General features: G+C 62.2%; 13 protein-coding genes and 1 tRNA gene. 5 read left to right on the top strand and 9 right to left on the bottom strand.

All coding sequences use genetic code 11. The annotated features are described in order from the left end of the window. Positions 1–47: 47 nt before the first annotated feature. Together IC609_RS13725 and galU are read left to right on the top strand one after the other, a co-directional pair. Complete coding sequence (locus IC609_RS13725; RefSeq protein ID WP_191820081.1) at positions 48–3,035, top strand: valine--tRNA ligase; 2,988 nt, start codon at positions 48–50, stop codon at positions 3,033–3,035. 32 nt (positions 3,036–3,067) lie between these two features. Further along, a complete protein-coding gene (gene galU, locus IC609_RS13720; protein WP_191820080.1) occupies positions 3,068–3,949 on the top strand; it encodes a UTP--glucose-1-phosphate uridylyltransferase GalU in 882 nt (293 codons plus the stop codon). Positions 3,950–4,039: 90 nt separating this feature from the next. Here the strand turns inward: galU and IC609_RS13715 are convergent, their stop codons facing one another. Genes IC609_RS13715 through IC609_RS13700 form a run of 4 tightly spaced genes read right to left on the bottom strand, consistent with a single transcriptional unit; the run spans position 4,040 to position 6,287 of the window. After that, a complete protein-coding gene (locus IC609_RS13715; protein WP_191820236.1) occupies positions 4,040–4,267 on the bottom strand; it encodes a sulfurtransferase TusA family protein in 228 nt (75 codons plus the stop codon). Further along, positions 4,267–4,818 (bottom strand): NUDIX hydrolase, encoded by a 552-nt coding sequence (locus tag IC609_RS13710; protein WP_191820079.1) that lies wholly within the window; start codon positions 4,816–4,818, stop codon positions 4,267–4,269. The genes IC609_RS13715 and IC609_RS13710 overlap by 1 nt, the downstream gene beginning before the upstream one ends. A gap of 14 nt (positions 4,819–4,832) precedes the next feature. Then, positions 4,833–5,735 carry a cysteine synthase CysM gene (gene cysM, locus IC609_RS13705; protein WP_191820078.1) on the bottom strand — a complete coding sequence of 301 codons (903 nt, stop codon included), beginning with the start codon at positions 5,733–5,735 and terminating at the stop codon, positions 4,833–4,835. A 60-nt stretch (positions 5,736–5,795) separates the two neighbouring features. Beyond that, positions 5,796–6,287, bottom strand: a complete 492-nt coding sequence (locus tag IC609_RS13700) for a cupin domain-containing protein (protein WP_191820077.1) — start codon at positions 6,285–6,287, stop codon at positions 5,796–5,798. Between the two features lie 128 nt (positions 6,288–6,415). Between IC609_RS13700 and IC609_RS13695 the strand changes: the two genes are divergently transcribed. Continuing rightward, positions 6,416–6,500 (top strand) — tRNA-Leu (locus IC609_RS13695). Positions 6,501–6,559: 59 nt separating this feature from the next. On the opposite strand, the gene IC609_RS13690 is transcribed toward IC609_RS13695, so the two are convergent. Both IC609_RS13690 and IC609_RS13685 read right to left on the bottom strand, forming a co-directional pair. Continuing rightward, complete coding sequence (locus tag IC609_RS13690; RefSeq protein WP_191820076.1) at positions 6,560–6,961, bottom strand: RNA-binding S4 domain-containing protein; 402 nt, start codon at positions 6,959–6,961, stop codon at positions 6,560–6,562. 2 nt (positions 6,962–6,963) lie between these two features. Further along, on the bottom strand, positions 6,964–7,920 hold the full coding sequence (locus tag IC609_RS13685) for an NAD-dependent epimerase/dehydratase family protein (protein WP_191820075.1): 957 nt from the start codon (positions 7,918–7,920) through the stop codon (positions 6,964–6,966). 48 nt (positions 7,921–7,968) lie between these two features. On the opposite strand from IC609_RS13685, the gene IC609_RS13680 reads away from it, so the two are divergent. Together IC609_RS13680 and IC609_RS13675 are read left to right on the top strand one after the other, a co-directional pair. Continuing rightward, entirely contained in the window at positions 7,969–9,009 is a 1,041-nt protein-coding gene (locus IC609_RS13680) for a CDP-6-deoxy-delta-3,4-glucoseen reductase (protein WP_191820074.1), read from the top strand. Between the two features lie 17 nt (positions 9,010–9,026). Continuing rightward, positions 9,027–9,992, top strand: coding sequence for a Bug family tripartite tricarboxylate transporter substrate binding protein (locus IC609_RS13675; RefSeq protein WP_191820073.1), 966 nt, complete (start codon positions 9,027–9,029; stop codon positions 9,990–9,992). Positions 9,993–10,061: 69 nt separating this feature from the next. Here the strand turns inward: IC609_RS13675 and IC609_RS13670 are convergent, their stop codons facing one another. The 3 genes from IC609_RS13670 to IC609_RS13660 all read right to left on the bottom strand — a co-directional run bounded on the left by IC609_RS13670 (position 10,062) and on the right by IC609_RS13660 (position 12,787). Next, the gene (locus IC609_RS13670) at positions 10,062–11,189 is read right to left on the bottom strand and encodes a branched-chain amino acid ABC transporter substrate-binding protein (RefSeq protein ID WP_225224195.1); all 1,128 of its coding nucleotides are present in this window, start codon (positions 11,187–11,189) and stop codon (positions 10,062–10,064) included. A 109-nt stretch (positions 11,190–11,298) separates the two neighbouring features. Beyond that, positions 11,299–12,015 (bottom strand): ABC transporter ATP-binding protein, encoded by a 717-nt coding sequence (locus IC609_RS13665; protein ID WP_191820071.1) that lies wholly within the window; start codon positions 12,013–12,015, stop codon positions 11,299–11,301. A gap of 1 nt (position 12,016) precedes the next feature. Beyond that, positions 12,017–12,787, bottom strand: coding sequence for an ABC transporter ATP-binding protein (locus IC609_RS13660; RefSeq protein WP_191820070.1), 771 nt, complete (start codon positions 12,785–12,787; stop codon positions 12,017–12,019). Positions 12,788–12,791 lie beyond the last annotated feature (4 nt).

Here is a 12,791-nt window from a genome sequence, read left to right as displayed (position 1 = left end):
GGCCCCATGCTTCTTCACAGAAGCGGCCTCCATTTCCAAAGACCCCCATGAGCAACGCACCCGCTACCCCGGTCCAACAGCCCGGCCTTGAAAGCCTGTCCAAATCGTTCGAGCCCGCAGCCCTGGAAGCCCATTGGGGCCCCGAATGGGAAAAACGTGGCTACGGCGTAGCCGGTTTCCGGGGCACGCAAGCGCCCAAAGACGGCGCACCCGCATTCGCCATCCAGCTGCCACCGCCCAACGTGACGGGCACCCTGCACATGGGCCACGCGTTCAACCAGACCATCATGGACTCGTTGACCCGCTACCACCGCATGCTGGGCCACAACACCGCCTGGATTCCGGGCACCGACCACGCGGGCATCGCCACACAAATCGTGGTGGAGCGCCAACTGCAGGCCAAAGGGATCAGCCGCCACGACATGGGCCCCACACCCGCCGAAGCGCGCAAAAACTTTGTGAGCAAGGTCTGGGAGTGGAAAGAAGAGTCCGGCAGCACCATCACCAGCCAAATGCGCCGCATGGGCGACAGCGTGGACTGGAGCCGCGAATACTTCACGATGGACCCCAAGCTGTCCAAAACCGTGACCGAAACCTTTGTGCAGCTGTATGAGCAAGGCCTGATCTACCGCGGTAAGCGCCTGGTCAACTGGGACCCGGTGCTGATGAGCGCGGTGTCTGACCTCGAAGTCGAGAGCGAGGAAGAAGACGGCTCGATGTGGCACATCCGCTACGACTTGGCCGATGGCAGTGGTTCATTGACCGTCGCCACCACCCGCCCCGAAACCTTGCTGGGCGACGTGGCCGTGATGGTGCACCCCGAAGACGAGCGCTACCAACACCTGATTGGCCAACAGGTCAACCTGCCGCTGTGCGGCCGCACCATCCCCGTGATTGCCGACGAGTACGTGGACAAGGCCTTCGGCACAGGTGTGGTCAAGGTCACCCCTGCACACGACACCAACGACTACCAAGTCGGCCAGCGCCACAAGCTGGAGATGATCTGCGTGCTGAACCTGGACGCGACCATCAACAACAACGCGCCCGAGAAATACCGTGGCCTCGACCGCTTCGTGGCCCGCAAGGCCGTGGTCGCCGACCTCGAAGCCGCAGGCCATTTGGTCGAAGTGAAGAAGCACAAACTCATGGTGCCCCGCTGCGCCCGCACAGGCCAGGTGATCGAGCCCATGCTGACCGACCAATGGTTCGTCGCCATGAACCAGGTGGGCAAAGGCGATGCCACAGGCAAGAGCATTGCGCAAAAAGCCATCGACGCCGTGCAGTCAGGCCAAGTGAGCTTTGTGCCCGAGAACTGGGTGAACACCTACAACCAGTGGATGAACAACATCCAGGACTGGTGCATCTCGCGCCAGCTGTGGTGGGGCCACCAGATCCCGGCCTGGTATGACGAAGACGGCAATGTGTACGTGGCCCGCAACGAAGCCGAGGCGCAGGCCAAAGCCCCAGGAAAAACACTCAAGCGCGACGAAGACGTGCTGGACACCTGGTATTCCAGCGCTCTGGTGCCTTTCAGCACACTGGGTTGGAGCAGCGACAACGCAGCTGGCGGCAGTGGTGCCGCCGGATCGGGCGATTTGGCGAGCGCAGCGAGTATGAGCACGACCGGCGGTGCCACTGCCGCCAGCGGAACAGACTACGACCTCTACCTCCCCAGCAGCGTGCTGGTCACCGGCTACGACATCATCTTCTTCTGGGTCGCCCGGATGATCATGATGACCACGCACTTCACTGGCAAAGTGCCTTTCAAACACGTCTACATCCACGGCCTGGTGCTCGACGCCCAAGGCAAGAAGATGAGCAAGTCCGAGGGCAACGTGCTCGACCCGGTGGACCTGATCGACGGCATCACGCTCGAACCCCTGCTCGAAAAACGCACCCAAGGTTTGCGCAAGCCCGAGACCGCGCCCAAGGTGCGCAAGCAAACCGAAAAGGAATTCCCCGAAGGCATTCCGGCCTATGGTGCGGACGCACTGCGCTTCACCTTCGCGGCGCTCGCGTCATTGGGCCGCAGCATCAACTTTGACAGCAAGCGCTGCGAGGGCTACCGCAACTTCTGCAACAAGCTGTGGAACGCCACTCGCTTTGTACTCATGAACTGCGAAGGCCAAGACTGCGGCCTCAAAGAGCACACCAAAGAAGAATGCGCTGTAGGCGGCCCAGCCCACGGCTACATGTCCTTCAGCCAGGCCGACCGCTGGATCAGCTCACACTTGCAACGCGTGGAAGCCGATGTGGCCAAAGGCTTTGCCGAGTACCGCCTCGACAACGTGGCCAACACGATCTACGACTTCGTGTGGAACGAGTTCTGCGATTGGTACCTCGAAATCGCCAAGGTGCAGATCAACACCGGCACCGACGCTGAAAAACGCGCCACACGCCGCACCCTGATCCGCACGCTCGAAACCATCATGCGTTTGGCGCACCCGATCATCCCCTTCATCACCGAAGAGCTCTGGCAAAAGGTGTCGGTGGTCGCAGGCCGTCCGGGCGAGTCGGTCAGCATCGCGGCCTACCCCGTGAGCCAGCCCGAGCGCATCGACGTAGCGGCCGAAGCGCATGTCGCCAAACTCAAAACCTTGGTGGACGCTTGCCGCAATCTGCGCGGCGAGATGAACGTCTCGCCCGCCACCCGCATGCCGATGTACGTGCTGGGCGACACCGCCTTCATGCAGGCTGCTGCGCCTGTACTGCAAGCGCTGGCCAAGCTGAGTGAGGTCAAGGTCTTTGACAACGAAGCCGAATGGGTCGCCGCGGCCCAGGCCGCGCCTGTGGCCGTGGTGGGTGAAGCACGCCTGTGCCTGTTCATGGAAGTGGACGTGGCCGCTGAAAAGGTGCGACTGGCGAAGGAAGTCACGCGCCTGGAGACCGAAATCGCCAAAGCCAACGGCAAGCTGGGCAATGAGGCCTTTGTGGCCAAAGCACCGCCTGCCGTGATCGAGCAGGAAAAGAAACGCGTGGCCGACTTCACCGCGACGCTGACCAAGGTGAAAGAGCAGCTTCAGCGTCTGGGCTGAACATTCACCCAGCACATCCACAAGGACCCGTCATGACCCAAGCCATCCGCAAAGCCGTCTTTCCTGTCGCCGGTCTGGGCACGCGCTTTTTGCCCGCCACCAAGGCCGCACCCAAAGAGATGCTGCCCGTGGTGGACAAGCCGCTGATCCAGTACGCGGTCGAAGAAGCCTATGCGGCAGGCGTGCGGCACATGATCTTTGTCACTGGCCGCAGCAAGCGCGCCATCGAAGACCACTTCGACACCGCCTACGAGCTGGAAAACGAACTGGAAGCGGCACACAAGGACGAGCTGCTGGCGCTGGTGCGTTCGGTGCAGCCCGACGACATGGTCTGCGCCTATGTGCGGCAAAACCGCATGCTGGGCCTGGGCCACGCGGTGCTGTGCGCCGAGCCACTGGTGGGCAACGAGCCTTTTGCGGTGCTGCTGGCCGACGACCTGATGGTGGGCCAAGCCGGTGGGCCCTCGGTGCTCAAGCAAATGGTCAGTGCGCACCAGCAGCAAGGCCGCTCGATCCTAGCCGTGCAGGAAGTGCCGCTGGACCAGGTCAAACGCTACGGCATCGTCGCCGGGGAATCGGCGGGCCGCCAGCTGATCCGCGTCGAGCAGATCGTTGAAAAACCCAGCCCCGACAAAGCGCCTTCACGGATGGGCGTGGCGGGCCGCTACATCCTGACGCCTGGCATTTTTGACGAGATCCGCAACCAGCCCACGGGCGTGGGTGGCGAGATCCAGCTGACCGATGCGATTGCACGCCTGATGCAGCGCGAGGCGGTCTATGCCTTCCAGTACGAAGGCAAGCGCTACGACTGCGGCAGCAAGGAAGGTTTTCTGGAAGCCACGGTGGAGCTGGCCCTGCAGCACCCTCAGGTGGGGCATGCGTTCCGCCAGTACCTCAAAGGTCTGAGCCTCTGAGCAGAGGCCCATTGCGGCGGGGGCACCGCTCCCACAAAGTAGCATCATCTGCCAACAGCTTGTGGGAGCCTCGCCCTCAGATCGATCAAGTCAACGCCGTTTGAGCCCGAACACAAAGTTCGTGTCGGTCTTTTCCTGAAACACCAGCTCGTTGCCCGTCTGCTTGGCAAAGGCCTCGAAATCGCGCCACGCGCCGGGGTCGGTCGCGATCACCTTGAGCACCTGACCTGTTTGCATGTCGGTCAGTGCTTTTTTGGCCTTGAGGATGGGCAGCGGGCAGTTCAGACCGCTGGTGTCGATTTCCTTGTCGGCCTGAATCACGATGAAGACTCCTGGCTTTGCGCCTCGCGGTCGGCCCAGCTCATGAAGGTGGGCTCGATGCCCTGGGTCTTGAGCCAGTCGCCCAAGGCATAGCCCGTACCGGCAGGCCAGCAGATCAGGTCTTGGAGGTCAAACATCTTGTACTCGGCCAGCTCGGGCGAGAGGCGCACCTCGCCGTGCGCCACCGCGTGGTACGCGATGATGACCTGGTTCATGCGCTGGAAATCGTACACACCCACGAGCTTCAGCTCGGTCACCGTCAGATTGGTTTCTTCGGCAATCTCACGCCGAATACCGTCTTCGGGGGTCTCACCCGCCTCCATGAAGCCTGTGATGAGCGCAAAGCGCCGCCCCGGCCAGGCCGCATTGCGGGCCAACAAAATCTGGTCCCCCACCTGCACAATGCCCGCCAGCACGGGCGTGGGGTTGTTCCAGTGGGTGAAGTCGCAAGCGGTGCAGCGCAGGCGCATGACCTCGCCACCGTCTTCGAGCTGGGTCAACCAGGCCAGCGGGGTGGCACATTGCGGGCAAAAACGGAATTCAGCCATGGGGCATCCTGGGTTCAGGCGGGGAACACGCCTGTGGACAAGTAGCGATCACCACGATCGCACACGATGAACACGATGGTCGCGTTTTGCACCGTTTTCGCAATCTCCTGCGCGACCCAGCATGCACCTGCGGCCGAGATGCCCGCAAAAATGCCTTCGGTGCGCGCCAGCTCACGGCAGGTTTCTTCGGCATCGCCCTGGCTCACATACACCAGCTCATCCACACCGCTCGGGTCATAAATCTTGGGCAGGTATTCCTCGGGCCATTTGCGGATGCCCGGAATGCGCGAGCCCTCGCTGGGCTGCGCGCCGATGATGCGGATGGCTGGGTTCTTTTCCTTCAGGAAACGCGACACACCGGTGATGGTGCCCGTGGTGCCCATGGCGCTCACAAAGTGGGTGATTTGGCCGCCGGTCTGCTCCCAGATTTCGGGGCCGGTGGTTTCGTAGTGGATGCGTGGGTTGTCGGGGTTGGCAAACTGGTCGAGGATGCGGCCCTTGCCTTGCGCGGCCATGCTGTCAGCCAGGTCGCGGGCGTATTCCATGCCGCCGCTTTTGGGGGTCAAGATCAACTCTGCGCCAAACGCTTTCATGGTCTGGGCACGCTCGATCGACAGGTCCTCGGGCATGATCAAAATCATGCGGTAACCCTTGATGGCTGCCGCCATGGCCAGCGCAATGCCGGTGTTGCCCGAGGTGGCTTCGATCAGGGTGTCGCCTGGTTGGATTTCGCCGCGCTCTTCGGCCCGGCGGATCATCGACAGGGCCGGGCGGTCCTTGACCGAACCCGCAGGGTTGTTGCCTTCGAGCTTGCCCAAAATCACGTTGCCACGGGCCTGGTTGTCTGCGGCGCTCAAGCGTTGCAAGGCCACCAAAGGTGTCTTGCCAATCGCGTCTTCAATGGTCGGGTAATTCATGCCCGTACTGTGCCATAAGTCACAGCACAGCACTTCGGAAACGCCTTGATCGGCGGTGGCTCAAACCCCGCCTTGCGGGTGGGTGGGATCGATCCACAAAACGGTCTCGGGTTTCTCCACGGGCTCAATGTCCATGTTCACCGCAACGGCCTGGCCGTCGCTGCGGCACAGCACGCATTCCAGCGTTTCATCTTCGCTGGCATTGATTTCTTGGTGCGGCACAAAGGGAGGCACATAGATGAAGTCCCCCGGCCCGGCTTCGGCGGTGAATTCCAGCGCATCCCCCCAGCGCATGCGCGCACGCCCTTTGACGACATAAATCACGCTCTCGAGCGGCCCATGGTGGTGCGCACCGGTTTTGGCGTTGGGGTGGATGTGCACCGTGCCTGCCCACAGTTTTTGCGCACCCACGCGTGCAAACGTGATGGCCGCCTTGCGATCCATGCCGGGGGTCGAAGGCACATTGCCATCCAATTGATCGCCCCTGACAACGCGCACGCCATCGTGCTTCCAGTCGGTGTGGTTGGGGTTGTGTGCGTCGTCGTGTGACATGGCGGCCTTTCAACAGAGGGGTGTGTGGCACTTTAGCATCTGCCCAAACGCTGCACGGTTCAGAAGGGTGAGCCCTTGAGCCTCGAAATCAATTGGAAATGTGCAATAATTGCGCTCTTCGCATACCCGCCCGGGTGGTGAAATTGGTAGACGCAGGGGACTCAAAATCCCCCGCCGCAAGGCGTGCCGGTTCGATTCCGGCCCCGGGCACCACGACAAAAGCCGCAAGTTCCTTGAACTTGCGGCTTTTTTCTTGGCCAATCCAACCAAGTTCAGTCAATCCCGGCACTCCAGCGGTCGTCCCAGGCGCGGTCCATCTGGCGGCGGTCGCGCTTGGTCGGACGCCCTTGCTCGATGCTCTGTGCGGGCTCGGGGGCCAAGCGGCGCTGCTCGGTAGCCTGCGACCGGGCCAGCAAACTCTCTGCCGTTTCTTCGTACAAAAGCTGCGCCACCGGGGCTGGACCGCGAACGGCACTGAGCGCCTTGACCACCACCGTGCGCTCAATCTGCCCCTGGCGCAGCCGCAGGGTGTCACCGGGTTTGATTTCCCGCGCAGGTTTGACGTCTTGTCCATTGACCTGAACGCGGTGCTTGGCCACCTCTTCGGTGGCCAGGCTGCGGGTTTTGTAGAACCGGGCGGCCCACAGCCATTTGTCAATGCGCAGGCTGTCCATGTTCAAGACCCAAACAGGCCTGGTTGCGGGCTGAGACCCTGGCGAACATGCGGCACCTGCAGTTGCAGGCGCAGCTCTTTTTTCATGCGCGTGTTGTCCAGGCGGCGCGACTCTTTCATGAAGCTCAGCAGCATCAGGGGCAAAGATTCGTTGGCCGTGCTGCGCGCAATGCGTGGGGGCCGGGACAGGCCCATGAGGTCAGCGGCCAGATCGAAATAGTCGCCCATCTTCAGGTCGGTGTCGTCGCACACGTTGACCACGCGCTGGGGCTTGCCGCGCCACAAGGCGGCAGCACAAGCACGGGCCAGATCGTTGGCGTGGATGTGGTTGGTGTAGACGTCGTCCTGGGCCAACAGCACCGGGGTTTTCTTGAGCAGGCGCTCGCGTGGCGTGCCGCCTTCGCGGTCTTGGGCATAGATGCCGGGGATGCGCAGGATGCTGCTGCGCACGCCGCTGCGACCAAAGAACCGCACCAGCCCCTCGGCATCGACCCGGCGCTGAGCGCGGGGGGTGTGCGGATTCACAGTGCGGTTTTCATTGACCAGCTGCCCTTGGCAGTCGCCGTACACACCCGTGGTGGAACCATAGACCAGGGCCTGCGGCAAAGCGCGCAGGCGCAAGGCCTGGAGCAAAGCACGGGTGCGGGGGTCGTGCTCCGAATCGCCACGCTTGTCGCTGGGGGGCGGTGCCAGGTGCACGACCCGCTGGGCCAGGCCTGCCAGGCGGCGCAGGCTGGCCGGATCGTCCAGATCGCCCAACAATGGGGTCATGCCGCAAGCGCGCAGCAGGCGCACACGCTCGGGCGAAGAGGTCAACGCCAGCAAGCGCACCCGCTGGCTTTGAGGGGCCCCCAACTGACCCGCCGTGCGCAAGCCCACATCGCCGCAACCAACAATCAGCACACGCTGGCGGCGGAATCGGGCAGGCAGTGCCCCAAGGGGCGTCTGGTTTGAAGGCAAAATCAGGGGTTCCGGGTTATGGACAGACCCCTCAAGGATACCGAAAACATGAGCTTCCAAATCACCGTTGAGCCCAGTGGCCGCAGCTTTGCCGCCGAAGGCACCGAAACCCTGCTCGCCGCAGGCATCCGCCAGGGCATTGGCCTGCCCTATGGTTGCAAGGACGGCGCCTGCGGTTCGTGCAAATGCAAAAAGATATCGGGCACTGTGGTGCATGGCCCGCACCAGGCCAAAGCCCTGAGCGACGAAGAAGAAGCCCAGGGTCTGGTACTGACCTGTTGCGCCACAGCCCAAAGCGATGTGGTGCTCGAGTCACGCCAGGTCACCGAAGAAGGCGGCCTGCCCGTCAAGAAAATGCCGGTGCGGGTGGTCAGCCTCGACAAGAAATCGCACGATGTGATCGTGCTGAAACTGCAGCTGCCCGCCAACGACGTGATGAAGTTCCGGGCGGGTCAGTACATCGAGTTCCTGCTGCGCGATGGTTCGCGCCGCAGCTACAGCATGGCCAACGCACCGCACACGCTGGACGTCGCACCCCCCATGGTGGAGCTGCACATCCGCCACATGCCCGGCGGCAAGTTCACCGACCCGGTGTTCACCACCATGAAAGAGAAAGACATCCTGCGGGCCGAGGGGCCTTACGGCAGTTTCTTTCTGCGCGAAGACTCGGACAAGCCGATCATCTTGCTGGCCTCGGGCACCGGTTTTGCGCCCATCAAGGCGCTGATCGAGCACATGCAGCACCAGGGCATCACCCGCCCGGCCACGCTGTACTGGGGTGGCCGCCGTCCATCTGACCTGTACATGGCGGACTGGATCGAGGCTCAGCTCAAGGCCATGCCCAACCTGACCTACGTGCCGGTGATCTCCAATGCCGAAGCGCAAGACCAATGGACCGGCCGCACGGGCTTTGTGCACCAGGCCGTGCTGCAGGACCACCCCGATCTGTCGGGCCACCAGGTGTATGCCTGCGGCGCGCCGATCGTGATCGAATCTGCCCAGCGCGAGTATGTGGCCCAAGGCGGTCTGCCCGCCGAAGAGTTCTATGCGGACTCGTTCACCTCCGAAGCCGACAAGGCCAAAGCCTGAACATTCGGGAGACACCCATGCGCCAGATCCACCGCCGCCTCTTTTGTGCAGCCACCGCCCTCATGGCCGCCCCGGCCTGGGCCCAAGGCAAGCCGATCCGCATCGTGGTGCCCTACGCTGCGGGTGGGCCGATCGATGTGACCGCGCGGGTGCTGGCCGAAAGGGTCAAGGACAGCCTGGGCACGGTGATCATCGAGAACAAGCCGGGCGCGGGCGGCAACCTGGGTGTGGATCTGGTGGCCAAGTCCGCGGCCGATGGCTACACCCTGGGCATCGCGGCGGTGGCCACACACGCCATCAACCCCTGGCTGTTCAGCAAGATGCCCTATGACGCGGGCAAGGACTTTGCACCCATCACCCAGATGGTGCGTGTGCCCAATGTGCTGGTGATGAACGCCGACACGGCCCAGCGCCTGAAAATCCACACGCTGTCCGATCTGATCGCCTATGCCAAGGCCAACCCGGGACGCCTGAACTTTGGCTCGGGTGGCAACGGCAGCGCAGGCCATCTGGCCGGAGAAATGTTCAAACGAGCAGCAGGCATTTTTGCGGTGCACATCCCCTACAACGGCGGCAACCCGGCACAACTGGCCCTGCTGTCAGGTCAGGTGGATTTCAACTTCGACAACCTGGCCACCGCTTCGGCCAACATCAAGTCGGGCAAGCTCAAGGCCCTGGCCGTGACCACGGCGCAGCGCAGCAGCACCCTGCCCGAGTTGCCCAGCATGGCCGAAACACTCAAGGGCTTCGAGATCGACACCTGGTGGGGACTGGTCGCACCCGTCCACACCCCGCAAGAGGTGGTGGAGCGCCTCAACAAAGCGTTCACCACCGCCTTGCAAGCCCCTGAAACCAAAACCCGCTTTGCCCAGTTGATGGCGGAGCCCGTGGCCACCACACCGGAGCAGTTCGGTGCCTTCATGAAAAAAGAACTGGCCCGCTACGAGCCCGTGGTCAAGGCCAGCGGCGCCAGGGTGGACTGAGCACCACCCAACTTCAAACAACAAAAAACCCACCGCATGCGGTGGGTTTTTTGTGGGAGGAACGCTGGATCAGCGGACCACGGCGATGGCGTCGCGCTTGCCGCCCTTGTAGGTGTACAAGGTCAAGGCACCGTTCTTGATGTCGCCCTTGGCGTCAAAAGCGATGGTACCGGTCACGCCCTTGTAACCGCTGGTTTTGGCCAGCTCAGGCAGGTATTTGGCGGGGTCAGACGACTTGGCACGCACCATGGCGTCGACCATCACGTTGACGGCGTCATACACGTAGGGGGCATACACCTGGACATCCAGGTTGAAACGCTTTTTGTACTTGGCGTAGAACTCTTCCATGCCTTTCTTCTGCTGGCCTTCCACACCGCCGGCTTCAGCGCAAACCACCTGGCCATCGGCCATGGCATCACCTGCCAGTTTGGCCAGCTCGCCTGTGCAGATGCCGTCACCACCCATGAACTTGGCGTTGATGCCCAGCGACTTCATCTGGCGCATCATGGGGCCTGCCACAGCGTCCATGCCGCCGAAGAACACCACGTCAGGCTTCTTGGCCTTCAGGGTTGTCAGGATGGCCATGAAGTCAGAGGCTTTGTCGTTGGTGAACTCGTGGCCCACCAGCTTGCCGCCAGCGGCTTTCACGGCTTTTTCGAATTCTTCAGCCACACCCTGGCCGTAAGCAGTGCGGTCGTCGATCACGGCGATCGCTTTGCCCTTCAGGTCTTTGACGGCGTAACGGCCCAGTGTGCCGCCCAGGTGCACGTCATCGGCCACCACGCGGAAGGTGGTCTTGTAGCCGTTGCGGGTGAACTTGGGGTTGGTGGCGGAAGGAGAAATCTGGGGGATGCCTGCGTCGCTGTAAATTTTGGAAGCAGGAATGGAAGTGCCCGAGTTCAGGTGACCGACCACGCCGTTGACTTTGGAGTCAACCAGCTTCTGGGCGGCGGCGGTGCCTTGCTTGGGATCACCTGCATCGTCTTCGGCCAGCAGCTCGAACTTGACAGCTTTGCCGCCAATCTTGATGCCCTTGGCGTTGAGTTCCTCAACGGCCAGCACGGCAGCGTTTTCGTTGTCCTTGCCCAGGTGGGCAATCGCGCCGCTGACGGGGCCGACGTGACCGATCTTGACGACTTCCTGAGCCATCAATTGGGTGGCGCAAATGGCCAATGCAGCTGCTGCAACATGTTTCATGGTGATTTTCATCAAGCGATCTCCTCAATGGTTAAAAGGTGAGTGTCCTGAATGGCCAAAGCCAGTGTCAGTACCCGGGCAAGGCGCTCACCGCAAAAGCCCTGTTGAATCATTCTCCCAGATAAGCGGCGCGGACTTTGGGGTCTTCCAACATGTCCCGGCCTGCGCCGGACATGGTGATCAGTCCCGAATCCATCACGTAGCCCCGGTCGGCAATGGCCAGCGCACGGCTGGCGTTTTGCTCCACCAAGAGCACCGTCACGCCCTGAGCGTAAACATCTTTCACGACTTCAAAGATTTTGTCCACCATGATGGGCGACAACCCCATGGAGGGCTCGTCCAGAAGCAAGACCTTGGGACGCGACATCAAGGCACGGGCCATGGCCAGCATCTGCTGCTCGCCGCCGGACATGGTGCCCGCCAGCTGGTCCTTGCGCTCGCGCAGGCGCGGGAACAGGTCGAGCATTTTTTCCATGTCGTCGGCCACCGCGGCAGAGTCCGAGCGGATGTAGGCGCCCATCTGCAGGTTCTCGATGATGGTCATGCGGGTGAACACACCGCGGCCCTCCGGCACCATGGCCAGGCCCTGCTTGACCAGGTCCCAAGGGCCCTGGCCCTGGATGCTTTGGCCCAGGTATTCAATGTCACCGGCCTGCATGGCTTGCGTGCCCGTGATGGCCTTCATGGTGGTGGTCTTGCCCGCACCGTTGGAGCCGATCAACGACACCAGCTCGCCTTCGCGCACTTCCAGGTCCACGCCCTTGACGGCTTGGATGCCGCCATAAGCCACTTGCAGGCCTTTGACTTTCAAAAGAGTCTGTGCCATGTCAGTGTCCTCCGGCGCCCAGATAGGCTTCAATCACTTTTTCGTTCTTCTGTACATCGGCGGGCGTGCCCTCGGCAATCTGCTTGCCGTAGTCCAGCACCGTGACGCGGTCGCACAGACCCATGACCAGCTTCACATCGTGCTCGATGAGCAAGATGGTGCGGTTGTCCTTGCGGATGCGGTCGATCAGCTCACGCAGCTGCACTTTTTCGGTGGCGTTCATGCCGGCGGCAGGCTCGTCCAGCGCAATCAGTTGCGGGTCGGTGGCCAAAGCGCGGGCAATCTCCAGCCGGCGCTGATCGCCATACGAGAGGGTGCGGGCACGGTAATCGGCGTACTTGCCAATGCCCACATAGTCCAGCAATTCCTGCGCACGCGCAGCGATGGCGGCTTCTTCGGCCTTGAAGCCGGGGGTGCGGAAGATGGCCCCCAACAAACCGGAGTGGGTGCGCAGATGGCGGCCCACCATGACGTTTTCGAGCGCCGTCATTTCAGAGAACAGGCGGATGTTCTGGAACGTGCGTGCAATGCCCGCCTTGGCCACCTCGTGCACGGCCGTGGGCTGGTAGGGCTTACCAGCCAACTCGAAGGTGCCGCTGTCGGGGGTGTAGAGGCCGGTGATCACGTTGAAGAACGTGGTCTTGCCCGCGCCGTTGGGGCCGATCAGGCCATAGACCTGGCCACGCTCGATGGTGATGCCCACATCGGTGAGCGCCTGCAGACCGCCAAAACGCTTGGAGATGCCTGCTACTTGGAGTACGGTGTTTGTCATCTGA

Origin of the sequence: Limnohabitans radicicola, assembly GCF_014837235.1 — a bacterium.
GTDB classification, from domain to species: Bacteria; Pseudomonadota; Gammaproteobacteria; order Burkholderiales; family Burkholderiaceae_C; genus Limnohabitans_A; species Limnohabitans_A radicicola.
The sequence above is the reverse complement of the archived record's forward strand: the minus strand, read 5'-3'. Positions and strand labels throughout refer to the sequence as shown.

Excerpts from the sequence above, each read along its gene's own strand:
- IC609_RS13725 (WP_191820081.1), top strand. The coding sequence starts at position 48 with ATGAGCAACGCACCCGCTACCCCGGTCCAACAGCCCGGCCTTGAAAGC.
- galU (WP_191820080.1), top strand. The coding sequence starts at position 3,068 with ATGACCCAAGCCATCCGCAAAGCCGTCTTTCCTGTCGCCGGTCTGGGC.
- IC609_RS13710 (WP_191820079.1), bottom strand. The coding sequence starts at position 4,818 with ATGGCTGAATTCCGTTTTTGCCCGCAATGTGCCACCCCGCTGGCCTGG.
- cysM (WP_191820078.1), bottom strand. The coding sequence starts at position 5,735 with ATGAATTACCCGACCATTGAAGACGCGATTGGCAAGACACCTTTGGTG.
- IC609_RS13700 (WP_191820077.1), bottom strand. The coding sequence starts at position 6,287 with ATGTCACACGACGACGCACACAACCCCAACCACACCGACTGGAAGCAC.
- IC609_RS13690 (WP_191820076.1), bottom strand. The coding sequence starts at position 6,961 with ATGGACAGCCTGCGCATTGACAAATGGCTGTGGGCCGCCCGGTTCTAC.
- IC609_RS13680 (WP_191820074.1), top strand. The coding sequence starts at position 7,969 with ATGAGCTTCCAAATCACCGTTGAGCCCAGTGGCCGCAGCTTTGCCGCC.
- IC609_RS13675 (WP_191820073.1), top strand. The coding sequence starts at position 9,027 with ATGCGCCAGATCCACCGCCGCCTCTTTTGTGCAGCCACCGCCCTCATG.
- IC609_RS13670 (WP_225224195.1), bottom strand. The coding sequence starts at position 11,189 with ATGAAACATGTTGCAGCAGCTGCATTGGCCATTTGCGCCACCCAATTG.
- IC609_RS13665 (WP_191820071.1), bottom strand. The coding sequence starts at position 12,015 with ATGGCACAGACTCTTTTGAAAGTCAAAGGCCTGCAAGTGGCTTATGGC.
- IC609_RS13660 (WP_191820070.1), bottom strand. The coding sequence starts at position 12,787 with ATGACAAACACCGTACTCCAAGTAGCAGGCATCTCCAAGCGTTTTGGC.